Origin of the sequence: Sulfuricurvum sp. (genome assembly GCF_041651515.1) — a bacterium.
In the GTDB taxonomy this organism is placed as follows: Bacteria; Campylobacterota; Campylobacteria; order Campylobacterales; family Sulfurimonadaceae; genus Sulfuricurvum.
This window is the reverse complement of the sequence record NZ_JBAZJF010000005.1, coordinates 38109-63501: the sequence shown is the minus strand read 5'-3', so window position 1 is coordinate 63501 and position 25393 is coordinate 38109. Positions and strand designations below refer to the sequence as shown.

27 protein-coding genes are annotated in these 25393 nt (G+C 43.0%); 13 read left to right on the top strand and 14 right to left on the bottom strand.

What is annotated here, in order from left to right:
• Positions 1-49: 49 nt before the first annotated feature.
• Genes WC407_RS10515 through WC407_RS10490 form a run of 6 tightly spaced genes read left to right on the top strand, consistent with a single transcriptional unit; the run spans position 50 to position 6578 of the window.
• Complete coding sequence (locus WC407_RS10515) at positions 50-2125, top strand: TonB-dependent receptor plug domain-containing protein (RefSeq protein ID WP_373022602.1); 2076 nt, start codon at positions 50-52, stop codon at positions 2123-2125.
• A gap of 24 nt (positions 2126-2149) precedes the next feature.
• Positions 2150-3268: an ABC transporter permease gene (locus WC407_RS10510; RefSeq protein ID WP_373022601.1), complete on the top strand. Its 1119-nt coding sequence runs from the start codon at positions 2150-2152 to the stop codon at positions 3266-3268.
• On the top strand, positions 3265-4044 hold the full coding sequence (locus WC407_RS10505) for an ABC transporter ATP-binding protein (protein WP_373022600.1): 780 nt from the start codon (positions 3265-3267) through the stop codon (positions 4042-4044). Before WC407_RS10510 ends, WC407_RS10505 begins: the two co-directional genes overlap by 4 nt.
• Positions 4028-4996: an MlaD family protein gene (locus WC407_RS10500; RefSeq protein WP_373022599.1), complete on the top strand. Its 969-nt coding sequence runs from the start codon at positions 4028-4030 to the stop codon at positions 4994-4996. The genes WC407_RS10505 and WC407_RS10500 overlap by 17 nt, the downstream gene beginning before the upstream one ends.
• 2 nt (positions 4997-4998) lie before the next feature.
• Positions 4999-5610 (top strand): ABC-type transport auxiliary lipoprotein family protein, encoded by a 612-nt coding sequence (locus tag WC407_RS10495; RefSeq protein ID WP_373022598.1) that lies wholly within the window; start codon positions 4999-5001, stop codon positions 5608-5610.
• Positions 5598-6578 carry a 6-phosphofructokinase gene (locus WC407_RS10490; RefSeq protein ID WP_373022597.1) on the top strand — a complete coding sequence of 327 codons (981 nt, stop codon included), beginning with the start codon at positions 5598-5600 and terminating at the stop codon, positions 6576-6578. The genes WC407_RS10495 and WC407_RS10490 overlap by 13 nt, the downstream gene beginning before the upstream one ends.
• Here WC407_RS10490 and WC407_RS10485 read toward each other — a convergent pair.
• From WC407_RS10485 to serB, 4 genes are all read right to left on the bottom strand, one after another.
• The gene (locus tag WC407_RS10485; protein WP_373022596.1) at positions 6532-7395 is read right to left on the bottom strand and encodes a TIGR01777 family oxidoreductase; all 864 of its coding nucleotides are present in this window, start codon (positions 7393-7395) and stop codon (positions 6532-6534) included. The two genes, WC407_RS10490 and WC407_RS10485, sit on opposite strands and share 47 nt — an antisense overlap.
• A 133-nt stretch (positions 7396-7528) precedes the next feature.
• Entirely contained in the window at positions 7529-7870 is a 342-nt protein-coding gene (locus tag WC407_RS10480) for a hypothetical protein (protein ID WP_373022595.1), read from the bottom strand.
• Positions 7871-8032: 162 nt separating this feature from the next.
• On the bottom strand, positions 8033-8371 hold the full coding sequence (locus WC407_RS10475; protein WP_373022594.1) for a hypothetical protein: 339 nt from the start codon (positions 8369-8371) through the stop codon (positions 8033-8035).
• A complete protein-coding gene (gene serB / locus WC407_RS10470) occupies positions 8371-9000 on the bottom strand; it encodes a phosphoserine phosphatase SerB (RefSeq protein ID WP_373022593.1) in 630 nt (209 codons plus the stop codon). The genes WC407_RS10475 and serB overlap by 1 nt, the downstream gene beginning before the upstream one ends.
• A 53-nt stretch (positions 9001-9053) precedes the next feature.
• Between serB and WC407_RS10465 the strand changes: the two genes are divergently transcribed.
• Positions 9054-9956: a methylenetetrahydrofolate reductase gene (locus WC407_RS10465; RefSeq protein WP_373022592.1), complete on the top strand. Its 903-nt coding sequence runs from the start codon at positions 9054-9056 to the stop codon at positions 9954-9956.
• Positions 9957-9973: 17 nt separating this feature from the next.
• Here WC407_RS10465 and WC407_RS10460 read toward each other — a convergent pair whose 3' ends face one another.
• Complete coding sequence (locus WC407_RS10460) at positions 9974-11452, bottom strand: P-loop NTPase fold protein (protein WP_373022591.1); 1479 nt, start codon at positions 11450-11452, stop codon at positions 9974-9976.
• A 213-nt stretch (positions 11453-11665) separates the two neighbouring features.
• On the opposite strand from WC407_RS10460, the gene WC407_RS10455 reads away from it, so the two are divergent.
• From WC407_RS10455 to WC407_RS10440, 4 genes are all read left to right on the top strand, one after another.
• Positions 11666-11932, top strand: coding sequence for a toxin (locus tag WC407_RS10455; RefSeq protein ID WP_373022590.1), 267 nt, complete (start codon positions 11666-11668; stop codon positions 11930-11932).
• Between the two features lie 3 nt (positions 11933-11935).
• Complete coding sequence (locus WC407_RS10450) at positions 11936-12229, top strand: hypothetical protein (RefSeq protein ID WP_373022589.1); 294 nt, start codon at positions 11936-11938, stop codon at positions 12227-12229.
• 70 nt (positions 12230-12299) lie between these two features.
• Complete coding sequence (gene serS / locus WC407_RS10445) at positions 12300-13544, top strand: serine--tRNA ligase (protein WP_373022588.1); 1245 nt, start codon at positions 12300-12302, stop codon at positions 13542-13544.
• 16 nt (positions 13545-13560) lie between these two features.
• A complete protein-coding gene (locus tag WC407_RS10440; protein ID WP_373022587.1) occupies positions 13561-15909 on the top strand; it encodes a tetratricopeptide repeat protein in 2349 nt (782 codons plus the stop codon).
• Here the strand turns inward: WC407_RS10440 and pssA are convergent.
• From pssA to WC407_RS10400, 8 genes are all read right to left on the bottom strand, one after another.
• Entirely contained in the window at positions 15897-16625 is a 729-nt protein-coding gene (gene pssA / locus WC407_RS10435; protein ID WP_373022586.1) for a CDP-diacylglycerol--serine O-phosphatidyltransferase, read from the bottom strand. The two genes, WC407_RS10440 and pssA, sit on opposite strands and share 13 nt — an antisense overlap.
• Before the next feature lie 31 nt (positions 16626-16656).
• Positions 16657-17301, bottom strand: a complete 645-nt coding sequence (locus tag WC407_RS10430; protein WP_373022585.1) for a phosphatidylserine decarboxylase — start codon at positions 17299-17301, stop codon at positions 16657-16659.
• A 25-nt stretch (positions 17302-17326) separates the two neighbouring features.
• On the bottom strand, positions 17327-19288 hold the full coding sequence (gene ftsH / locus WC407_RS10425) for an ATP-dependent zinc metalloprotease FtsH (RefSeq protein WP_373022584.1): 1962 nt from the start codon (positions 19286-19288) through the stop codon (positions 17327-17329).
• A complete protein-coding gene (locus tag WC407_RS10420) occupies positions 19281-20117 on the bottom strand; it encodes a 50S ribosomal protein L11 methyltransferase (protein WP_373022582.1) in 837 nt (278 codons plus the stop codon). The genes ftsH and WC407_RS10420 overlap by 8 nt, the downstream gene beginning before the upstream one ends.
• Entirely contained in the window at positions 20117-20491 is a 375-nt protein-coding gene (locus WC407_RS10415) for a chemotaxis response regulator CheY (protein ID WP_373022581.1), read from the bottom strand. The genes WC407_RS10420 and WC407_RS10415 overlap by 1 nt, the downstream gene beginning before the upstream one ends.
• Positions 20492-20559: 68 nt before the next feature.
• Positions 20560-21258 carry a 1-(5-phosphoribosyl)-5-[(5-phosphoribosylamino)methylideneamino]imidazole-4-carboxamide isomerase gene (hisA, locus tag WC407_RS10410; protein ID WP_373022580.1) on the bottom strand — a complete coding sequence of 233 codons (699 nt, stop codon included), beginning with the start codon at positions 21256-21258 and terminating at the stop codon, positions 20560-20562.
• Positions 21259-21272: 14 nt separating this feature from the next.
• The gene (hisH, locus tag WC407_RS10405) at positions 21273-21884 is read right to left on the bottom strand and encodes an imidazole glycerol phosphate synthase subunit HisH (RefSeq protein ID WP_373022579.1); all 612 of its coding nucleotides are present in this window, start codon (positions 21882-21884) and stop codon (positions 21273-21275) included.
• Positions 21881-22789, bottom strand: a complete 909-nt coding sequence (locus WC407_RS10400; protein ID WP_373022577.1) for a PDC sensor domain-containing protein — start codon at positions 22787-22789, stop codon at positions 21881-21883. Before WC407_RS10400 ends, hisH begins: the two co-directional genes overlap by 4 nt.
• Before the next feature lie 66 nt (positions 22790-22855).
• On the opposite strand from WC407_RS10400, the gene waaC reads away from it, so the two are divergent.
• Positions 22856-23836 (top strand): lipopolysaccharide heptosyltransferase I, encoded by a 981-nt coding sequence (waaC, locus tag WC407_RS10395; RefSeq protein WP_373022576.1) that lies wholly within the window; start codon positions 22856-22858, stop codon positions 23834-23836.
• The gene (locus WC407_RS10390) at positions 23836-24714 is read left to right on the top strand and encodes a lipid A biosynthesis lauroyl acyltransferase (protein ID WP_373022575.1); all 879 of its coding nucleotides are present in this window, start codon (positions 23836-23838) and stop codon (positions 24712-24714) included. The genes waaC and WC407_RS10390 overlap by 1 nt, the downstream gene beginning before the upstream one ends.
• On the opposite strand, the gene WC407_RS10385 is transcribed toward WC407_RS10390, so the two are convergent.
• A complete protein-coding gene (locus WC407_RS10385) occupies positions 24702-25388 on the bottom strand; it encodes a dUTP diphosphatase (RefSeq protein WP_373022574.1) in 687 nt (228 codons plus the stop codon). The genes WC407_RS10390 and WC407_RS10385 overlap by 13 nt on opposite strands.
• Positions 25389-25393 lie beyond the last annotated feature (5 nt).

Below are 25393 nucleotides of genomic sequence, written 5' to 3'. Positions count from 1 at the left end.
ATATCTATTACCACTTTAACATTTTTTATTAAACGATTAGGATATTTCTATGAAAAAGACCCTTTCATGCGTTGCATGTATAGCACTCTGCACATTTGCCTCAGCAAACGATATTCAGCTTAATACCATTACAGTTGAAGACTCCGATACTTCAACCTTTCAACAAAAAGGGGCTCTGAAGGATTTGGTCGAAAAGACTGAAGTCATCAACCAAAAAGAGATCAACCAAACTCAGTCGGCTACCCTTGCCGAAGCCATAAGCAAACAAGCCGGGATCAGTGTCTCCACCGGAGATTCATTATGCGGATTCAAACGGGTTCAAATCAACGGGCTTCAAGGGGAACATACAACCGTACTCGTCGACGGTATCCCCTTTAACTCCACCGTATCCAGTTTTTACGGGATGGACGCGATCAGCACTGCGGATATCGAAAGTATCGAGATTGCCCGTGGTGCGGGAGCATCTCTAACCGCTCCCGAAGCCATTGGCGGAACAATCAACATAATCCCGCGTAAACCACATGGTAACGGAGTCGAAATTGATACTTCCATGGGAACACTCGGAACCAAAAATTATTCCCTACTCGGGGAAATGATGACCAGCGATAAAAAGACAGGTATCCTTATATCTACGGCTTACCATGCACAAGGGCAGGTTGATAATGACCATAACGGCATCAGTGAATCGCCCTCCATGGAGAACCAATCTCTCTCTTTGATGCTGACCCATGAGTTTTCGCTGTACGATTCGATGGAGCTAAAAGCATCCCATTTTACCTCCAATGTCTTCGGAGGGCCTATGGTCTCTGAGAGTTCCGCCGTAGCACGTTATAACGGTACGCAGACGAATCCTGTTTTTATAGGGGACAATGTTAAAAATACGTTCATCGGCAATCCTATGTCTGTATTAGAGCGGGTCAATACGACCCGAAATGAGCTCTATTTCAAAGAACACCATATTCTAAACAATAGCATGAACCTCCAAACAACTCTCGCATATTCTGAGCAAAAACAAGACTCTCTGTATGAGGGAGCAGACTATGCCAATGTAGATAAAACCTATTTCACGGATATAAAAATCGATCATGCCCTTAACAACAACCATTTTGTAACCTATGGAACCGATGCCAAAATTGAAAAGGCCCGATCGGAGTCAAAATTTTATTATGTCGATCAAGGAAAAGCCAAAGATGATTTCGATTATTCTGCATTGGGAATTTATGCGCAGGATGCATGGCTGATTGATTCGGCTAACGAGCTCACTCTCGCTTTACGAGGAACTAAAATTACGACCAACTGGCTTGCACAAACAGCAAAAGAAAATGAAATCGATCAAACCTTGCTCGTTCCCCGCTTCCATTTTCGCCACAACCATACCAATGATCTCACTTCACGTCTAAGTGCAGGGCTTGGGTACCGCTCTCCACTAACTTTTTTTGAGTCGGAGCACGGCTTGCTTGACAGCGGATTTGCTATGGGGATTACTGAACTTGAAAAATCAAAAGGGGCAAACTATTCTCTTGCCTACAATGCAAACGGACTAACCATAACACTCTCTACCGCCTACACCAAAGTCAAAAATCTCGCTTATGTTGATACAACAGGCATTCCAACACTCAAAAACTACGAGGGAGAAGTTACTGTTAAAAATGGAGATATCGTTATCGGGTATGCTCTTAATGAGGCGCTAACCCTCTCAGGAGCTTATGAAACGTATCACTACGATGATGCATACAAAGCGCACCTTGCCCTTGCCGCCATTGAACAGCGTACTCGTTTCAGTGTAAATTACGACCTATACGGATGGAATGTATATACGGAAGCAATATGGGTCGGTGCACGTGATTTGGCTCCATTCGGTTACGCGAATCGTTATAATGACCTCGCCCTTACCTCACCCAAAAATACGACTGCGCCAGCGTATACAACCGTTGATCTCAAACTTTCCAAAACCGTTAGTAAGAATTTTACCCTCTATGCCGGAGCAAAAAACCTCTTTAACTACGTTCAGACAAATACCGAATCCCCATTATTCTATACTTCCGACGGTAGTTTTAATGCCTCCTATGTTTGGGGACCCTTACGCGGTCGGACAGTTTATGCAGGACTAAAAATGATATTTTAAAACGTATCTGCGTTATAATAGAGGATGCAAAGCACTGATCCTGCCACCCTTAGCATTGTTAGTGATTCGTCCCATACACTGATACGATGCAGCGGTGCATGGACAATTACCTACCTTAAAGATATTGCAGCTCAACTTGAATCTCTTCAGCCGACATCTCCTTTAACGTGGGATATAAGCGGCGTCAGCAAAGTCGATTCTGCCGGCATTGCCCTCTGGCATCTTCATAAAAGTAGTTTTGAAAAAAAAGGACTTTCGACCGAAGTCATCGGGGGCAGAAATGAACACTTACGCCTCTATCATCTTCTCTATTCCAACAACCATCAAGAGGTATCGCTCCCGAAACGACCCGGATGGCTCCACACTCTAGGACGTGAAACATTTTTAGCGGCACAAGGGATTGGAAATTTTCTCCATTTTCTAGGAGAAGCATTTGTCATTCTCCTCTACACCCTTCGCCACCCTTCAAAAATTCGTACCCGTGCCATTGTTGCCCATATTTTCACTACCGGTATCGAAGCCCTCCCTATCATTGCCATCAGCGCTTTTTTGATCGGTGTCGTTGTCGCCTACCAAAGTATCGTACAGCTTCAAAAATTCGGTGCCGACATATTTATTGTCGATACTATCGGTATCTCTCTTACCCGTGAACTCGCCCCCCTTATAACGGCTATTGTCGTAGCAGGACGAAGCGGATCAGCCTTTACCGCTCAGCTGGGAGCCATGAAAATGACCCAAGAAATTGATGCGATGAAAACCATGGGATTTGATCCGTTTGTTTTTTTGGTATGGCCTCGGATTTTTGCACTGATGATTGCTTTGCCTTTGCTCATCTTTTTTGCCGATCTTATCGGAATTTTCGGGGGGATGGTGATCGCGCAGACACAATCGCATATCTCATTTAGCGAATTCACCCACCGACTGCAAGGGGCATTGCCGATCAAACATTACATTATCGGAATTGTAAAAGGACCGTTTTTCGCCTTTTTGATCGCAACCGTGAGTACCTACCGTGGATTTCAAGTCTCGCTCAATACCGAAAGTATCGGTCGATATACCACCAAAAGCGTTGTTAATGCCATCTTTTTGGTCATAGCGTGTGATGCACTGTTCTCCATTTTACTGACGGAGCTTAGTCTGTGAGCCGCACCATCATCCGTGTGGAAAACGTCGTTACCACCTTTGGAAATACCCTTGTACACGATCACGTCAGCTGTACGGTAAAAGAAAATGAGATCTATGCCCTTTTAGGGGGGAGCGGATCGGGAAAATCAACCTTGATGCGTGAGATGATTATGCTTAACCGTCCGCATAGCGGCACCATTGAAGTGTTAGGACATAACCTTGAGTCTATTACCCCCTCAGCTGCACACGATTTACGGCGGAAATGGGGGGTTCTCTTTCAATCCGGCGCCCTCTACTCTTCCCTAACGGTAGGAGAAAATATCGCACTCCTGTACAAAGAATATGCCGATCTTCCTGCAACGCTTATTCAAGAACTCGTGGCGCTTAAAATCGATCTCGTGGGTCTTCCTCGGCATGCTATAGACCTTTACCCAAGTGAACTAAGCGGCGGAATGACTAAACGTGCCGCACTTGCTCGCGCCCTTGCCCTCGATCCGACACTGTTATTTTTAGATGAACCGACGTCCGGTCTTGATCCTCTCAGCTCACGCCAGTTTGATGCGTTAATTCAGCAGTTACGCGATCTGCTAGGACTAACCGTGGTCATGGTTACCCATGATTTGGATACGATACATCATATTGTTGATCGTTTTGCCCTTCTGGGTGAAAAAAAAGTAGTTGCGGAGGGGACACTCGCCGAAGTTCTTTCGATTGAACATCCCCTTATCGATTATTTTTTCCAAACGGAACGCATCTCATCCTATTCGAAGGAGACACATGGAATCCAAGGTTAATTACCCCCTCGTAGGCCTTTTTGTCCTACTCTTTAGCGCCGCATTGCTTGCTTTTGCCTTTTGGCTGGGAAAATACAACGATGATGAGAGCCAATACCAGCGCTATAAAGTCTATATCACCGAATCGGTTTCAGGGCTCTCACCCGAAGCATCCGTCAAATTTCATGGTGTTGATGTCGGAATGGTGGAATCGATGGAGATCAATCCGCGTAACAGCGAAGAGGTGGAACTCATCCTTAAAATTAAAAAAGAGACCCCTATAAAAGTTGATTCAACCGCAACCTTAAAATTCTTCGGAATTACCGGTTTAGCGTTTATAGAGATTAACGGCGGCACAAAAAATGCGCCTTTGCTTGAAACCTCCGCGGATGTGCCAGGGGTTATACCGACGACCCCCTCCATCATCAAACGAATCGATGAGTCATTGAGTCAAGTAGCTGTAAGTTTGACCGATACTCTTGAGCATATCAATCAGACCTTAAGTACAAAAAACACCCAAAATATTTCTGAAACCTTGGAAAATCTGAAAAATTTTAGTCAAAAAACAGCCGATTACCAACAAGAAATTGATTTTCTCCTTAAAAATACCATTCAAACCGAAAATAATCTAAATCAAACGATGAGCAAAGTGAGTGATTCTGCCGATAGTGTCAATCACTCTGCCGATACGTTCAAAATCGTCATGAGAGACAACATGGCACCGACCCTCAAATCGATGCATGAAACATCAGAAAAAAGCCGTGTGCTCATCCAAAAAATCGAGCAATCCATTGATCGCGGAGATTATGATTTAAATTCAATCACCTCACCCACAACTTCCGAACTGAATGCCCTTTTAGAACAGACTCGGATACTAAGTGCTGAGATGGAGCGTACTCTCCAAAGCCTTAGAAGCAGCCCATCGGATATACTGTTCAAACAATCCAAACCTACCCCCGGACCAGGAGAATAATCATGAATAACACCCTACTTGCAACTATCCTCGCTCTTCTCATTACAGGATGTTCTATTACCGTTCCGGCTATTAATGAATATACGATTATACCGCCATATTATCCATCAGATACACGTGCTGTTCCTACCAATTTGACGCTCAAACTCACATCGACTAAAAGTATCGCATCTCTCTCATCCAAAGAGATTTACTATCTTCGAGAGACAACCCATATCGGTTCTTATCTTTACAGCCGATGGGTAGATACGCCAGCAAGTATGATCGACACGGCATTAACCTCTTCTCTTCAAAACCGTCGTCTTTTTGTAACACTGATTCCAACAACATCAAGTGCCTATGCTGATCTTTCATTGGAATCGGAGCTCCATGCCTTTTATCACCGTTTTCCAAGTGACGTAAAAAGCGAAGGGCTAATCGATATTACCTATCGTCTTATCGATTCCAAAACAAAAAAAACGGTTGCATCAAAACGCTTTATTATTACCTCTCCCTCACCCACTCAAGATGCGGCAGGTGGAGTTAAGGCCCTTAGCAGTGCTACACAGCAACTAAGTGATGAAACGGTACTTTGGTTGGAAAACGTTGCGAGGGAAAATCAATGGATAAAATAGCCATTCTTTGCTCTGGAGGTGATGTTTCAGGGATGAATCCTGCCCTTAAACGATTTGTCGAATATGCCTATGCAAAGAACCTTCAACCCTATTTTGTGTACGATGGATTTGAAGGATTAATCGATGATCGAATCGTTGCAGCATCCTACTCAGACGTTGCCGGAATAATCACCCGAGGGGGGACAAAAATCCGTTCTGCACGTTCATCTCGATTTCAGGAGGAGTCCTATCGAAAGATTGCGGCACAAAATCTTGCCCATCACGGCATCAGCAAGCTAATCGTTTTAGGGGGAGATGGAAGTTTTAGGGGTATGGAGAAATTTTACCGAGAAACAAACATCACTTTCTGCGGTATCCCCTCCACAATTGATAACGATATTCACGGTACCGACTATTGTCTAGGGGTCGATACGGCTCTTAATGTTATTAAAAATGCAATCGATCAACTGCGGGATACCGCATCTTCGTTTCGCCGTGCTTTTGTCGTTGAAACGATGGGACGCAACTGCGGCTATCTTGCTTTAGTCTCAGCCCTAACCTCCGGTTCAGAGCTCTGTCTTATACCCGAAATGCCGATGAGCCTTGATAATTACACCGAATGCTTTCAATCCCAAATTGCAAAAGGACGAGATTATTTTATAGCCATCATTTCCGAAGCACTGCAAAGTTCCGAAGAAACCGCCAAATGGTTTGAAAAAGAGTTAGGATTTGAAGCACGGATTACGATACTCGGACATACACAACGAGGAGGAAATCCAACGGTCTATGATCGCCTGATGGCGTATCAATTTGTTACGCATGCGATTAACGCACTGCTGGAGGGGAAAACTGATTCCGTCATCTGCTATACCAAGAGCCATTTTGAATTCAAAACGATTGACGAGGTTGCCCTCACCCCTCACCGTATAGATGAAGCGCTACTTACCCTTGCTCGTGAGCAATTTGCTCCATTGCGCTGTCAAATGTAGGGTAGCGAAATACAAATCCTGACTCTTGCAATACTCTGGGATAAACCTCTTTGGAGTCAAGCATCACCGATGATCCCTCACCAAAAACAATTTTAACGATCCATGCAGGAAGATCCAGAAAAGTAGGACGATTCAAAATACCCCCCATCGATTTGGTTTGCTCCAAATTACTGATCGGTTCAGGAGAGGTAAAATTCACAACTCCTTCCACCTCTTCATGTTTGATCAAAAATGCACACGCTTGAACCAAATCTTCGAGATGTATCCATGAAATCATCTGAAAGCCATCCCCCATCTTACCGCCTAAGCCGAGTTTAAATGGCGGAATCATTTTCTCCATTGCACCTCCACCTTGAGCATATACAACACCAAAGCGCATTATGCATACACGGGTTTGTTTCGATTGAGCTCTCAACGCCGAACGCTCCCAATCCAGAACCAATGATGCTAAAAAATCTCCCGCATAATCGTGCGAACGTTCATCATGCTGATGATAACTGTCGTACACTCCGATGGCAGAAGCATTAAGTAAGGTATGGGGAGGAGTTGAACACTGTTTAAGTGCAGCGACAAGCTTATCGGTAGTTTCGAGACGGCTTTTTCGTAAAACATCTTTGTAGCTTGAGGTCCATCGTCCTAAAATACTCGCGCCCGCAAGGTTAATCACAACATCCGAATTTTCTAAAATAGCAACGATATCGTGTATCGAAGTAGATGAGCGGATACTTAATCCAATAACCTCATTTCCTTCTCCTTGGAAATGGTGCTTTAGCGCACTTCCTACAAAACCACTCATACCACAAATAACTATTTTCATCGAATCCCCTTGAAAAAAATAGATTGTAGCTTATCTGTTTCGTATTAGCTTTGAAATATTGAAGCGAACTGTTTATTAAAGGAAGGGTTAAAGAGGAGAAAGGATCACCCTGCAAGAGGGTGAAAAAGAGGTATTAGCCGCAAGAAGGGACGTTGCCTGAATCTGAACCGTACTCTTTCGCGAAATCACCGACTTCTTGAAGTTTATCTTTCATCTCAGGGTTAGTCAAAACCGGGATTGCTGCAGGATATTTTGCACTGTATTCTTTAATAAATCCAGCAGCACCGTTAGCGAAAAGATCTTCCCATTCTGCAACCGTATGCTCAGCAGCAAATTTAGTCCCGTTCATGTTAAATTTCGCTTTTAGCGTTTTAAGATACACTTTCTGACCTGATTTTGCGTCAGCAAAAGCGGCTGTACCCATTAAACTTGCAGCAACAACTGCCGCAAGAAAAAGTGACGTTGATTTTGTCATGTAATTCTCCTTCAATTTTAGCGTTAAGACACCTTCACCATTTTCGAGAAAACAGTGAAGGTGTCTTGATACCCTTAAATCATATCTCACAAACAATAAACGAACGTTTAACAACAAATAGTTTTTTTGATATTTCAGGTTATTTTATCAAAAATGTATCAATTATTCCAATTCATCCTCTGTCACTTCTTCCTTAAGTATACCGCCGGTCACTTCGCGACGGATTTTATCCTGACGAATTTTTCGATACGCTTTGTATTGCGATTTTCTAAGCTCTTCACCCTCTAATCCTACTTCGGCACCTATCTCATCAGCACTTAATCCCGCTTCATTCATCATGATCATACGGAACTCTTTTTTTGTCAAATGACGTTTAAGCGATGCATACAATTCGCGTTCATCCTCATTGATCTCGACAGCACTGCATTCATAAATACGTGCCAAAACTTCTCGGATAGTTTTAGTAGGGTTGTAACGCAACCATAAAGAGTTTTCTAACATTATGGGAATACCTTTGTAATAATTTGAGTGAGGTCTTTCGTATCAACGATAATATTGGCCTCTTTTTTGAGAATTTCTTTAGCACAAAATGCTATTCGTGTCCCTGCATGAGCAAACATCGATCGATCGTTTGCTCCGTCTCCAACCACCATCGTCTCCTCTTCGGTGATACCAAACAGCCCTTGCAAACGTTGCAACATATCCCCTTTGGAATAATCAAACATCATATCTCCGCCGACAAGCCCCGTGAGCTTTCCGTCTTTCGAATGCAATACGTTCGAAAAATCGGCATCATATCCGAGGATACTTTTCGCATACGAGGTCGCCGTTCTAAAGCCGCCGCTGAAACAAACCACCTTGATCCCCCGCTCTTTCAACGCCGCTATCGTCTCGACAGCACCGTTCATGTATGGGAGGTTTTGACAAATCTCATCGACAAGACCAAATTCCAACCCTTTTAAAAGAGTAACACGTTGCTGTAAACTCTCAAAAAAATCGAGTTCTCCGTTCATCGCCCGCTCGGTGATCGCGCTCACCTGTTTACCGATTCCGAGTGCTTCGGCGAAAAAATCGATGGTTTCACCATCCATCAATGTCGAATCAAAATCAAATACCGCTAATTTTATCAAAATAGATTTCCCACATTTTGTTATAATGACGCAATTATATCCAAGGGTAGCTTTTGTTCGAATCATTTATACATAAACTCCGTCACGAGAAATATATCACCCTTGAAACGACGCCGTCGCGTTCCGCACAGTTTGCCCCGACGATCGAAAAAATCGCCGCTTTAGGTCTTGATAAACTTGTTGACGGATTCAGCACTACCGATAATCCTCTGGCAAAACTCAAATACAATGCCCTCTTCGCGGCAATGAAGCTCCAAGACCGCTTCGGAAAACCGACACTGGCTACCATGAGTATGCGCGACCGTAACCGTATCGCTTTGCAAAGTGATCTTCTAGGAGCCAACGAAGCCAATGTCCGTGCCATCCTTGCCCTGACGGGGGACAGTGCCCACTACTCCGATCAGCCTCATGCAAAAGGGGTATTCGAGGGGAACAGCAAACTGCTCCTCGACATAATCACCACCCTCAACAACGGAACTGATTTAGCCGAACAAAAACTCCTTGCCCCCGTCCAAGAGATTTACCCGTTTGCTGTTATTGATGCCTATGCCAAAAGTGCCGCAACGTTGCAAAAGAAAATGACCAAAAAAGTGGCTCACGGAGCGATTGCTATCATCTCTCAGCCCGTCTACGATCTCGAAAATGCTCGTAAACTGCTCGATATGATGGTGGAAGCCAACCGTGAGAACAATGCTGCGTGCGTCCTCGTTTTGGGCTATTTCCCGATCACGAAACTCCGCACTGCCCGATTTTTGGATGAAAATGTTCCGGGGATATATGTACCGACAGCATGGGTTGAAGCGCTCGAAGCGGCTTCACTCATCAGCCCAGAGGAAGAGTACCGTGTTGGATTTGAACTGAGTAAAAAACTTTTCGAAGAGCTCAAAGCACTCCATCCGAAAATTCATATCATGACCGCCAATCAGTTTGAGTTAGCCAAGGCAATTTTGAGCTAATCAACATTTATCTCTAATCATGAAAACTGCCCCGCTCGCAACACGAGATTTGGATAAATATTAGGCTTGTCTGCTATTATTGTTACATCTTTATTTTGTTGAATATCGGAAAGGAGTTGATTAGTAATTTTAGAATATACTAAAGTATTGTTATTGCTTCTTTCATACAATTTTTCTAAACTTATATCCAGCAATGAATAATATGTATTGATTAATTCATTTATTGAAAGAGATTTAATTCCTCGTATTCCTTCATGAATGCCATTTTTATTAGTTATTACGGTGGATTGAAATTCAATTGTCAAATCAAGTTTTAATTGATCCACACTATCTCTAAAGAAGGACGCTTTTTTATTACTTTCAATATACTTATCAAAGTAAATATTAGAATGCTGTTTTAGCATTATCAAAAACAATAAATAGCCCAAGTGTATAGATTCAGAACTTATCCATGTCAACACAATAGCAGATAGAACTGTTGCAACTTGTTCCTGATCTCTTAGACTTAGCTTGAACAATCTGGCATAAAGAGTAAAAAGCTCAACATTGAGGTCTTTATCTTTGTAAATCTCTTGTTCTAAAGGAGAAAATAGTTTTTCATCTTTAGTAATACCATGAAGTTCAAAAAGGTACTTTGCAAAGGCATAATTATCAGGTTTTATCAAATTGTATTCTTGGTCAAAAAAACGTTTTAAATAGCGTTCGGATGCAAAATTTTGTCCATAAACTGCATTGATAGAGTGTGACAGTTGCTTTGAATCCGTTGCAATGACAAACACTATTCCTGGAATATCAAAAATATGTTTGATATTTTCGAGTAACTCAATCGCATAATTAGGACGACATCGATCTAACTCATCAATAAAAACAAACATAGGTAAATTTTTTGATGGAATCTCTTTATCGATAAACTTTAATACTTTCCCCATATTTTCTTTAAATGTACTAATACTTTGTCGAACTGTTTCATGATCTGCCAATGCAGTTTCCGCTAATTTTGACAGTACCGATTCGACTTCATTTTTCAGCGAATTATCTTCTGTCTCATTCTCATTTTTTAAATTTTTGGTACTGCTATCAAATTCTTCCATAAGCTGATCATATGTCAATCCTGTAAACTTTTTAACAAGCATGGGAATTAAAAGTTTTTTTGATGTATTCCACGCTTTATCGAATAGTTGTTTCCCCTTAGTGCTTTCACTTAGAAAAGGTTTTAAAGAAGTATTCATTTCCGAGATAAAAGCTAACAGTGGCTGATCTGAATAATCGTTTTGCCACGCATCAAAATAAATGACAGGATGTTTTTGTAATGCAAGTTCTTCGGATAGGTTTTTTAAGAAGTAGGTTTTACCAAATCCCCATTCAGCATTAATATTTAATACAAATGGCTTATTTGGAGTGTTTGTATAACGTTTTAAGAGATATTCGGAAAGAAACTTGCCTTCACTCTGTCGATTTAATAAATCATCTTGCCAAATAGCTTTATTTTCTTCCATTGGTATCTCGTTCATCTGTATTTTAGTATACATAGTTTACAGCAAATTAGTCCATTATTGCATAGGTAATTTTCCGTTCGTGGTGAGCTTGTCGAACCCTAGACTCACCTTTAGACAAGCTCAGGGGGAACGGGATTATTTTAATATTTATTGCATTTTACATACAATTGATATACAATTATAAAATAATACCTTTAGTAAGGAGGGGATCAAATGGTTTTTGATTGGAACGATGAGAAAAACACCCTCCTCAAAGAGACCCGAAATATATGTTTCGAGGATGTCGTTACCAGTATCCAAGAAGACAAGCTTCTCGACATCGTCAAAAACCCAAGTGCTAACCATCAGAGCCAATACTGTTTGATTGTTGCGATTATGAATTACGCCTACATCGTTCCGTTTGTCAAAGAGGGGGATACTTTTTTTCTAAAAACAATTTATCCCAGCCGAAAAGAAACCAAAAAATACTTCAAGGAGTAACCAATGCGTACCAAACCAATCTATACCGATGAAGAATTAGCTATCGTAAACGCGGTGGAAAATGGTGAGTATATTTCACTCCCAAAAGATGAGCTTGAAACCCTCAAAAAATCGCTAAAAATCGCGGCTTCCGAAACAATCAAGCAACGTTCTAAACGCAAAGCAATCAGCATCCGTCTCCTCGAAGATGACATTACAAAATTAAAAGCGATGGCACTCAATGAGGGGATCCCTTACCAAACCTATATCACTCACGTAATCCATAAAATCACTACGGGACAAGTACGGGTATCGTAAGTAATTTTGACCTAATTTCAGCCTCTTTTGGCTATAATCGATCACTATATAATTGCAGGAATGACCCTTTATGATCGATGTAAAACTTCTCCAGAAAAATTTTGACGAAACCGCAACAGCGTTGATGCGTAAAAAAGTGGATGCTTCCGTAATCAACGAACTTAAAATTGCTAACGAAACCCTCAAAACCGCAAAACTCGCCTACGAAACATTACAAGCGAAACAAAACGAACTTAGCCGCCTTTTCGGTCAATACAAAAAAGAGGGGAAAAGTACCGATGAGCTGAAAATCGAAGTCGATACCAATAAAACGACACTGAACGATCTCCTCGATACACAACGTGCCGCCGAAGAAGCCCTCGATGCAATCATTATGCGTGTCCCTAACATCCCTGATACCGATGTCCCCGACGGTGAGGATGAAAACGATAATATCGAAATCTGTAAAATCCTGACCCCTCCGACATTCACGTTTCCCCCAAAAGAGCATTGGGAACTCGCCGAGCAAAACGGCTGGATCGATTTCGAGCGGGGAGTCAAACTCGCCAAAAGCCGTTTCAGCGTTGTCAGCGGGATGGGTGCACGACTGGAGCGCGCCCTCATCAATTTTATGCTCGACTTCAACCGTGAGCGCGGGTTTGAAGAGTTCAGCGTTCCGATGCTCGTCAATCGCCGTGCATTAGAGGGGACGGGGCAACTTCCGAAATTTGAAGAAGATCTGTTCAAAGTCGAAGAAGAAGAGCTCTATCTCATCCCGACGGCAGAAGTACCTCTCACCAACCTCTACCAAGACGAGATCCTAAACGGTACCGATCTACCAATTAAAATGACGGGATACACCTCATGTTTCCGTAAAGAAGCAGGTTCGGGCGGACGTGACGTACGCGGTATGATCCGTCAGCACCAGTTCCACAAAGTCGAACTCGTCTCTATCACCCGTGCCGATCAAAGCGATGCGGTCTTTGATGAGATGGTCGCATGTGCGTCTGATCTCCTGAGCGCTCTCAGTCTCCCTCACCGTCTCGTCACCCTTTGTACGGGAGATTTGGGATTCGGTGCAGCGCGTACGGTAGACCTCGAAGTGTGGCTGCCGGGGCAAAACACCTACCGTGAAATCAGCTCCGTCTCCAATACACGGGACTTCCAAGCCCGCCGTGCAAAGATCCGCTATAAAGAAGAGGGGAAAAATATCCTCGCCCATACCCTCAACGGTTCAAGTTTAGCGGTCGGACGGACGATGGTAGCTATTATGGAAAATTTCCAGCAAGAAGACGGATCGATTCAACTTCCCGATGTGTTGCAAAAATACCTCTAAACCCTAAAGAGAGCTTATGGCGGATCAAGAAGAGATAATTATCATTGAAGAGGCCGACGCCGCCGGTGTCGCTAAATCCTCTTCTGAAATAGTTGAACCGGCTTCATCGGGTTCGAGTATTTTAAAAAATAAAAAAATCCTTATCATCGGCGGAGCGCTTCTCTTGCTCATCGGTGCCGGTACCGTGACATTTGCCCTCCTTTCAGGCCATGCTAAAGATAAAAATGCGGCTGCGGAAGAAAAACCCGTTGCCCTAAAAACGCATGAAGACTCTGAAGCGATCATTGAACCGAGCGAACTCGAAAAAATGATCCAAAACGCCAATTATCTTTACGCTAACGGCAATCAAGCCGAAGCACTCAAACTGTTTGAAAAAATAGCCCTCTATTCCGAAGCAATCTCACAATACAATCTAGGGGTAGTGCAACTCAAAGAGGGTGAGTATAAAGGAGCCTTGGCGAATTTTAAACGTTCTATCGACAGCAGTGAAAATCAATGTGTCAGTGCGATCAATGCCGCTGTTTGCAGCCTGCATATGGGGGATGAAAAAAACTTTAATTTGTACATCGATAAAGCAGCCTCTTTTTTGCCTCAAGAATCCGCTTCGCCACTTTATTCCTACTATTATGCCCTCATCAATTATTATCAAGGACATTATCTCGAAGCCCTTAGCGCACTCAAACATCCTAAAGGGGATGAGTACAAAAATACAAGAAATAATCTAAAAGCCAAAATAGATGCTCTTTTCGGCAATTACGAAGATGCTATTACAACACTAGAAGACCCCGTCCAGGAAAAAGATTCCTTTACTCTTGGGCTCCTCTATGCAAATATTGGAAATATCCCTTTAGCCAAAAAATACCTCAATGATGCCACTATTCATAACCCTAAACCGATTCAAGAAAATTTAGCCTTGGCTTTTTTAAACCTCAAATCGGGGTTTCAAGCAGATGCAGCAAAAGCAATTAAAGAGGTAACGGAGAAGTATCCGGATCACGTTTATACCCCTTATCCTCTTCGCGTATTTTTAAAACCTACCCTTTTTGAACCGGACAGTGTGCAGCAATTTTACCGAAATCAAAAAGCGGAACATCATTCGAATACGTACCAAACCATACTCTATTTTGCACCGTATAAAATTTTTAATGCCGATCAAACAGTCAACTATATCCGCAAAGGAAATGCCAATATCTATATCGATGACATCAGCGGTGCAAAAGAGTATCTCCAAAAAAGTACCCGTGCATCCAGTGTTGATTACGGTATTGCTCTTGCTATTCAAAAAGCGCTCAATTTCCGTCTTAGGGATGCCAACCAAGATCTGAATGCTCTACTCAAAACCAATCCCGATCACTCAGTACTCCACTACAACGTTGCTCTGACTTATGCGCAGCTAGGTGATTTTTCAAATGCTTATACTCACTTCTTGCGCGCATATCATCTTGATGCGGACAATTATCTTGCAGGTATATTTGCAATAATGTGCAGTGAAATTATCTCTAAACCCAATCCCAAGCTTACTTCGATCCTTACAGACAATCTCACCAAAGAAGCCGACACCGAAGAGTTCAGACTCTACCGAAGTCTTCTCAATATAACCCAAAATAATTATCCAAGTGCAGGTAAATGGCTGGAGAATAATTACAAAACACGACCGCTCTATGTCGCTCTTAATGTTTTAATTGCCTCCGAATTAGGATTCGAGGATCAAGCACTCAAAGCGTCCGAAAAGCTTGTCACCCTTCAACCCCAAGACATACTTCCCCATTTAATGTACATCGATACCCATTTCAAAGATCAGAAACCAAAAGTCTTTGCCTCTTCCGCCATCAATTATCTTAAGAAACATACTTTTCGATACGATGATCTCTATTTCGGCCCACAAATTACGCGAGATAAAGCTATCTTGATGGGAATGATGACCGGGCAGCTCACTCCAATGATAGAGCGACTCCAAACCAAACTGGAGACTACTACGGATAATACGGCTGATATAACGGCAGCACTTGCTCAGGCACAATTTTATAATCAAAACTTTGAAGAGGCCTATACCCTCTACAATCAACTCATTGATGTCTACAAGCTAAGAGATGAGAAAACGCTCTTCTTAGGTGCAGCATCCTCTATCGGAGCTCATCACTACGAAAATGCGATTGCTCTGCTGGAACTTTCAAAAATCAAAAATCAAAATTACAATGAAAGTCGTTATGCTCTCGGACTTTTATATTTACAAGCTCAAAACAATCCCGGTGCCGTTGTGCAATTCAGTACAATGGGAAATACCGGATTTGACTCCCACTATTTTGATTTCGAGATTGATACCGATAAGTTGGCCAGTGAGCCTAAGAAATATCACCCTCTATAACCCATCAGCCGACGCAAAAGGTAATATCCGGCACGAAGCACCCCGTAAAATAGATATCCCACTCCCAATAATGCCATTCCTTCAATCGGGTAAATGAAAATACCCAAAGCACTTACAATAACAAGCACAAGAAAACGCATAAAATGGAAGGTATTAAAATTGATTTTTTTAAAACTGGGATAGCGTATATTACTCACCATCAATAAAGCTAAAATAACAGCAAAAGGGAGCATCAATACTTTGTATTGACTCATACTTGGATATTGTTCCGAAACCAATATGGCCAGAGAAATCATAATAGCAGCGGTGGGGATCGGAAGTCCTATAAAAACATTAGGTTCAATATGAGAAGTAGTAACATTAAAACGGGCAAGTCGCACGGCGCCGAATATAATAAAAAGGGCACTCACAACTATACCGATTCGTCCATACCCCTCACCTATATACAGATAGAGTAAAAATGCGGGAGCCACTCCAAAAGCGACTATATCGGCCAAGGAATCGAACTCTACCCCGAAATGACTAGCAGTATTCGTCATTCTCGCTACGCGACCGTCTAATCCGTCAAAAATAAGCGCCAAGAAGATAAACCATGCTGCTGTAATGAACTCATGATGATACCCAAGGGATATTGCATAAAATCCGGTAAAAATGGAAGCTGCGGTAAAAAAATTAGGGAAAAGGTACGCGATAGGAGGGGGAGGATCTTTGCGCATAACACTCCTTTAGGATTGTAAATCGATTAGATTAAGCCGCCAAATAACCTATTAAGCTCTCACCGGCACGCACAGTTACACCAACATTGACAGAAACCGTTGATCCCTCAGGAAGATACAGGGCACTGCGTCCTTTTGCCATAAAACCGTATCGTGTTCCCTCTTTGAGTTTTTGATTTCGTTCCAGTTCAATCCCTATAGGAAAACAGCTCTGTTCGCTCAAATGTTCCACAAAAAGTTCGTCGCCTCTGGAGGTACGAAAAGAGATTACTGCTTTTTCGTTAAGCGTGTTAGCCAAGGGATTATAAAGAGGCAAGGATACACCGTGACGAATTTTAAATCCTTCGATCATAGCATCGAAAGGAGCACGTAACATCGATACGTCCCAAAGGGAATTAAGAACGGTCACTTTTATCATTTTTTTCTCATCAATCAATGCATCTTCAATGGATAGAACAACCCCATCCACACAGCTGATAATAGAGCCTTGTTCATTTTCTACTGTATTACGCTCAGGATTCCGAAAAACAGCTAAAATAACCAGTAACAATGCGCCGCTGATAAACTGAAAAAGGTGTAACCCTGTCATTGTAAAAAACAAAAATACTGCGGTTATTACCGTTGCCAATAACCAACCACGCTTAGATAAGATGAAGGTATCGTTTTGAACTGCCATGACGTACTCCTTAGGGACTTTTCCGTTATTCCGAAATCACTCGCGTGGGTGTTGGTGAGCCATGCTCTTTACGTGGTTCAAGTTTTGTTTCAATGCCATTCTCATTCTCGTACGCTCCAATAATTTCACGCACTTGATCACCTGTAATATTCTCTTTCGCATAAAGAAGTTCTACAATTTTTTCTATTGCACCGCGATACTCTTCTAACCGAGTTTTAACTTCCTTATACCGTTCGCTAAGAGAGTTTTTGATAAATTGATCCATCTCTTCAGCCATACGTTCACTGTACTCTTTCGGAGGGGTCATACCGCCTCCGAGGAAGCTGCTGCGTTGTCGTTCTAAGACCATCAATCCAGCCACATCGCTCATACCGTACATTTGGACCATAGCTTTTAAAATATCCGTTGTCCGTTCCAAATCGTTCGCCGCACCGGTAGAAATTTCACCGATAAAAACCTCTTCCGCCGCGCGCCCGCCGAGCAATACATCAATTTCAGCGATCAATTCGTGACGCTGCATGAGATATTTATTCTCTTCAGGAGTATTAAGGGTATAACCCAATGCCGCCAAACCACGGGGAACAATCGAGACTTTAGAAACTTTTTTAGCTCCTTTTGTCGTCTCGGCAAGAAGAGCATGCCCGCTCTCATGATACGCGACAATTCGTTTCTCTTTTTCATCAATACGGCGGCTCTTTTTTGAAAGTCCCGCTATCGCACGTTCTACTGCTTCACGTAAATCAGCTTGACGAACAGTTTTCTGACTTTTTCGTCCGGCTAATAATGCCGCTTCATTGATGATATTCGCTAAATCAGCCCCGGCAAGCCCTGCCGTGAGACGAGCGATCTCTTCGATATCGGTGTCGGCATCTTTTTTGACCCCTTTGATATGGACATGTAAAATATCGATTCGTCCCTGAAAATCAGGTTTATCGACCAATACTTGACGATCAAATCGACCCGGACGCAGCAATGCCGGATCCAAAATCTCAGGTCGGTTGGTAGCTGCAAGAATGATAATCGGTGTATCTGTACCAAATCCATCCATTTCAGCAAGAAGCTGATTGAGGGTTTGCTCACGCTCATCATTTCCCCCCATAACACCGCCGGCAGCACGACTCTTACCGATAGCATCGATCTCATCAATAAAAATGATCGAAGGAGCATCTTTTTTCGCCTGTTCAAACAAATCACGTACCCGTGCGGCACCCACACCGACAAACATTTCGATAAAACTTGATCCCGATACCGAGAAAAAAGGTACCTCTGCTTCTCCGGCTACCGCTTTTGCCAAAAGGGTTTTACCGGTTCCCGGGCTACCGACAAGCAATACCCCTTTAGGAATTTTTGCCCCTAATTCAACATAACGGTCAGGGAATTTTAGAAAATCAACAATCTCCAAAACCTCTTCTTTGGCTTCTTGAACACCGGCAACATCATCAAATTTCGTTTTAGGTTTTTCAGAGTTAACCAATTTTTTAGAGTTACCCATCCCTAAAATTCCGCTTCCCATACTTTTTTGCATTCGTCCGGCGAAAAACATCCATATGGCAATGATAATTAAAAAGGGAAAGAGCCATCCGAACATTTCCGTGAACCAATTACTTTCACTAAAGCCGATATAATTGATCCCTTGCTTATCCAATAAGGGAATCAGCGTCGTATCCGGTCCGACGATACGGGTAGTATACGCTACTTTACCGTTGCCATCATTTCCGATAGCCCGGATATAGGTTTGGCCAATAGAGACTTTTTCAACTTGTTTGCGTTCGATCAGTCTCTTTAGATCGGCATAACTTATCTCTTGTACCCGAGTAGCATTTTGTCCGCTGATTTTACTGCTTAGATCCCCTTCATCGCCTAAAAATGCTTTAAAGAGGACAATTACAACAATCGAAAACAATGCAAAAGTGATAAGAGGGTTTTTATTAAAAAAATTTCCGTTTTTATCCGGCGTGTTCGGCTCGGGTTGACTCATATTATTCATTTCCTTTTTGGGTTAATACCAAGCTGACCCACTCGTTTTCGACAATCCGTTCAGTCAGTTCATAATTTTTGTAGGCTCGAAGAACTTTTTCTTCATATTTATCCATAATACCGGAAAGGACCAAAATACCGTTTTCACGTAACCGCTTTTTCAAATCGCTTGCAATAAAGACTAAAACATCAGCAACAATATTAGCCACGATAACATCGTATTTTTTATCGGTTTCGTTGATCGGTCCTTCCCATAAACGTCGGTAAGAAAGACCATTTTGTTCCGCATTCACACGGGAATTTTCGACGGAGAGGGGATCGGTATCGCATGCATCAACAACAGCACCTTTTTTAATTGCTGCCATTGCTAAAATGCCGCTTCCGCACCCGACATCCATTACTTCATCGCCCTCTTTAACATACGTGGCTATTGCCCGTAAACAAGAAGCGGTTGTGGGGTGATGGCCTGTTCCAAATGCAAGTGCGGGATCGATTGCGATATTAAGCATCCCCTCTTTGGGTGCTTCCCATGTGGGGTGAATGTAAAAGGGTGCTATTTCGATCGGCGTAATACCTTGCTGATATTGTGCAATCCAATCGTCATTCTTCTCTTTGGTTAAAATGAGCTCAACATCGACCACTTGACCAAGTGCCCGCTGCAATGCTTCTGCAAACTGCTCAATTCCCCAACTGATGGTTTCTAGATCTTCTTCACTGCGGATAATAAATCCCTCCTCGGTCTCTTCGAATCCGACGGGGATAGCATCAACTAAAAAATCGCTAAATAATTCAGCATGCGATGATGGTTTAACCACCAGCATGTAATAGTAATCTTGCATCAGCCCTCAGTGCCTAAAACAGCTGCAAGTTTTTCTTTAAGGACTTGAGGAGTAAACGGTTTTACAATGTAGTTATTGACGCCGGCTTTGAGCGCAGTAATAACCTCTGATTTTCCCCCCTCCGTCGTAACCATAATAATCGGAAGATCTGTAAAACGGGCATCAGCACGCACTTTTTTCACTAATTCCAGACCGTTCATCTCGGGCATATTCCAGTCCGTAATAAGCATACCAATATCAGGATTTTCATCTAAAACCGTCCATCCTTGGACTCCGTCTTCACCTTCTAGAACCTCTTCATAACCGAGTCTTGAAAGTGTGTTTTTGATAATACGGCGCATAGTCGAGCTATCATCTACAACCAATAATTTCAAAGTGCGTCCTTTTTTAGTTTATCGCAGAATAAGTACCTAATAATAGCCTAACCATCTTTGTGTGAAGTTTAAAAAAACTTATTGAGGTCAATTGTCCCCTCATAAAAGGCTTTTCCTACAATAACTCCAGCAACTTCGCCACTTTGAAGCAGCGCTTCGATGTCACTCTCATCTCTCACACCGCCGCTTGCAATAGTGGGAATACCGCAAGCTCTAGCTATCTCAAGGGTAAAATCGACATTTACGCCGCTAAGCGTACCGTCACGTCCAACATCGGTACAAATAATTGCTTCAACCCCCGCATTAGCAAATGCTCGTGCCAAATCGGTAGCCTTCATCGTACTCACTTCACCCCATCCTTCAACAGCTACGTATCCGTCAATCGCATCGATACCAACGACAATCGGATATTTAGCGGCCATGGTTTTTACAAATTCGGGATCACGAAGGGCGATTGAACCTAAAATGATCCGATCGATTCCTAACTCCAAATAGCGTTGGATCGTCGCCTCATCGCGGATACCGCCACCCAGTTCAAGTTTTACATTACAGTTTTCTCTGATTGCACGGATTTGTTCAAGATTCTTCGGTTCTCCGGCAAATGCACCGTTAAGATCGACTAAATGGACCCATTTCGCCCCCATCTCTTCGAATGTTTTTACCAATTCCCATGGGGTATCGGAGTAGATTTTTGCACTCTCCATAAGACCTTTGGTGAGACGGACGGCTTTACCGTCTTTAAGATCGATCGCGGGAAAAATAGTCATAGAAAGATTTCCTTTTATAAATTAATGAAGTTTTTTAAAATCGAGAGGCCGTTTTCATGGCTTTTCTCCGGATGCGGTTGTATCCCCATCACATTGTTATGCGCTACGGCACTCGTAAAACGGTATCCGTACACCGATTCACCTATACTATCACTCTCGTGAGTACACACAGCATGATACGAGTGGACAAAATAGAGATAATGAGCCGCGTCAAGTCCTGCGAACAACGGGTGTTCACGTGTAAACATCCGGTTCCATCCCATATGAGGAACTTTGAGAGGAGTGTGAAAACGGCTCGTATCGAATGCGACAACCCGTCCTTCGATCAATCCCAACCCTTGTGAGATACCGAACTCTTCGCTCGACTCAAACAACAATTGCATCCCCAGACAGATCCCCAGCAGATATTTTCCGCTTTGTGCGTATTGGCGTACCGCTTGATCCATTCCACGACTCTGTAAATGTTCCATTGCATCGGCAAAAGCGCCAACACCGGGTAAAATAAGCTTATCATAGGTATGCAATTTATCGGGATCGGATTCAACGACAACTTTCTCTCCCAAAACATCAAAAGCATTTTTAACACTGGCTAAATTGCCCATATTATAATCAACAATTGCTATCAACGGCGCTCTCCCAAATTGGTAAAACGGATATAAATTGCAAGCCCGACTAAGAGCATTGAAACCCCTCCGATAATGTAAATCGCATTCACGAGCATATCCGGCTCGGTCATCGCAAATTTAAAGACCAGCATCAACGCCTCTATCGAAAGGGCAATAATAATGGAGCCCAAAAAGCGAACCATCGTTTTGTGAATACTCGAATCGGGATCGTGTTTGGGACGTCCCAAAACTTCCTCTTCAAAGAGCGTTTTAACTAAATCCAGTATCGCGAGCGATAGCGTCAGCAAAATGGTTGCTTCAAACACATCTTTGATCTCTATCTTATCATACTGTCCTAATCCGTACGCCAAAAAGCCTTCGATCCCTTTCACAAAAAGGAGTAAAGAGACCAATGCCAGTACTACGGTAAATGCCCCATACGCTACTCTGAAAAAGCGCCCTGCAAACGATTCGAGGGCCATTGGGTGGGCAATTTTCAAAACCTCGGCCAAGGGCATATCGATACAAGCCACATAAACGATCTCACCGTTCTCATCAAAGATAGGTTCGGATGCCGTAACGGTGAGTTCATCATTCAGCAGTGAGGGATACGGGTCAGTAATCGTGCATCGGCGCTCATGCATGGCACGGTAATAATAAGCGCGAGTTGAGCGGCTCGCCCCGATATCTTCCTCACTTTTCCCGTTTTTAAGATACGTTGGGGAGACCTGATTCCCGGCTGCATCAAGCAGATAAGCCGCTTCAAGACCTTGAAGATCACCCCGTATTTTCAATAAACGAGCCGTTAGGGAGTCAAGCGAAACAGATGGAAGGTGATTCGGAAGATTTTTATGAAACAGATAACAAAAATAGGCACGCGCTTTCGGACGGATTTCGGCAAACTGCTGAATATCTTGAACAACCATGTTTTGTAGCCCCTTATCCCTTATTTTTGATGGTGATTGTAGCTTAGTTGCGCTATAGTTATGCTTATGAATTCCGCTAAAATCCGTATCGCTATTGTTCGTCTCAGCGCATTGGGCGACATCATCAACACCGCCGTAGTCTTGCAAATTATCCGTAAATATTACCCCGATGCCGTTATCGATTGGTACGTTGAAGAGGCATTTGCACCGATCATAAACAATCATCCTCTACTTAACGAAGTGATCGCTGTTCCGATGAAACGGATCAAAAAAACCAAAAGTGTTACACTGCTCCGTGAAACCATTCGTAATCTCCGATCACGTCACCCTTACCATCAGATTATCGATGCGCAGGGGTTACTAAAATCGGCAATCGTTGCATCAATGCTTCCGGGGAAAGTACATGGATTTGATCGTGCAAGTGCTCGGGAAGGTCTTGCTGCATGGTTTTACGATACCACGTCCCATATCCCTTATGAAACCAGTGTAATCCGCCGTAATGTTATGATAATCACCGAAGCATTAGACATCCCTTTCTCTGATACCCTGATAGAGCAAAAAACTCCCGTATTTTCAAGAGGATCAGACCCATATGAAAATAAGATTTCCCTCGTTATCGGAGCATCATGGCCAAGCAAATGCTATCCCAAAGAGCACTTTGCGACACTGTGTGATTTACTCCCTTACCCTTGCTATCTCATTTGGGGAAGTGAGCGGGAATACGATGATGCCCAATGGATTGCACAACACTCGTCTAATGCCCATCTTGCTCCGAAAATGTCCCTAAGCACCCTTGTATCCTTTATCGATCATTGCGCTCTTATTATCGGTAATGATACGGGACCGACCCATATAGCATGGGCAATGAACCGCCCCTCCATCACCCTATTCGGTCCTACCACGGAGCGGATGATCTATCCGACACCGATCAACATCGGGATCAAATCCCCCTCAGAGGTCGATATTTTTCATATCAACCGCAACGATTTTTCCATAAATCAAATCGATCCGCACCTCATCGCGGCCAAAGCCAAGGAACTTTTATAATGCTGTACCGCCTTTTTTTACTCTTTGATTCATTCGTGATGCTGTTGCCGCGAAGCTGGCGTAAAACCATTTTCACTGCACTCTCATCCCTCGCCCATATTCTCGCATTTTCACGGAATCGGATTATCCAATCCAATGTAAAATTTGCTTTTGGAGAAGAACTAAATCCCGCTCAGAAAAAAGAGATCGAACACTATTGTTACCGCAATTTAGCCCTAAATTTTTTGCAAGTAATGGAAAATAGACGCAACAGTGCTGAAGCGTTAAAAACACAAGTGATCTTTGAAAACCGTGAAGCAGTCGATGCCTTGTTAAGGGAAAATCGCGGGATTATTTTTGTCTCAGCCCATTTTGGAAACTGGGAACTTGGCGGTGCGGCGCTCTCATCGCTTATTACCCCCGTCTCCTCTATTTATAAAGAATTCAGTACCTCTGCATTTGATCCCTATTTGCTTGAAGCACGTACCAACCACCAAATGAAACTTGCGGAAAAAAACGGTGCACTTAAACACATTGCCAAAGCGCTTAAAGGGGGACGATCCATCTTATTAATGATCGATCAGGCAAGTAATGAGCGTACGGGGGTGAGCGTAAACTTTTTTGGCCATAAAACCTACCAAACCTCAACGCCCGCTCAATTGGCTCACAAATTTAATGCTCCCATCGTCGGGGTTTATATTGTCTCTAACGATGAACAGCACTACACCATCACGTTTGAAAAACCCATTGAGGTGAGCGGTAATGATGAAGCATCGATAAAAGAAGCAACGCAGATACAGGCGGATCAAGTAGAAAAGGTGATTCGCACCAATCCCAAACTTTGGTTTTGGTGCCATAAACGGTGGAAAGGGGAATATAAAGATATTTACGCCGGATAAGCGGCTTTTAACGCTGCATACAGCTCGCTTGGAGACATTTGCGGATTGTTTTCCCATGCAAGCTTCATCACGGCATTGTCTTCCACTCCGTTCCACATCTTGATGTAGTGTCCCTCTTTGTAGCCGTGATCCTGACGAAATTGATTGAGAATATTCTTGCCGACATATAAACGATACAACTGTGTCGCATTCAATGCTCCCATATATGCCAGCTCAAAGAACTCTTCGATCATCGCACCGATCATCTCCGGAGATATCGGAATAAGTGAGAGGCGCATGACGTTTTCAATTTTGATCATCAGCAAATCATCATTGCCGAAGGGAAGCGGCGTATCGCTGTTTATTTTCTGATATTCCGGTGTTTTAGAGATGCGCTCCGCCAATTCGCCGATGCTCTCAGCACCATTCTTGTGGGTAAATTCCAAAACCAAACTCATCACAAAATGCCATACATCGACAATCTCGATTTGCAAATTCGCGTAATCGGTCTCCTGAGCGATGCTTTTCCAATGTTTCCATCCGAATGAATCGATCATTTCGGCAGATTCCATCGTGATACAACGGCGCCAGTTGATTGTTTTACCGTGTTGGGTAACTCCGTTCTCCCACCCTTTTCCGTTAGTGGAATCATTAAGCTGTTGTTGAAGTTCTAACATACAGAGCAATTTATTCATATCTA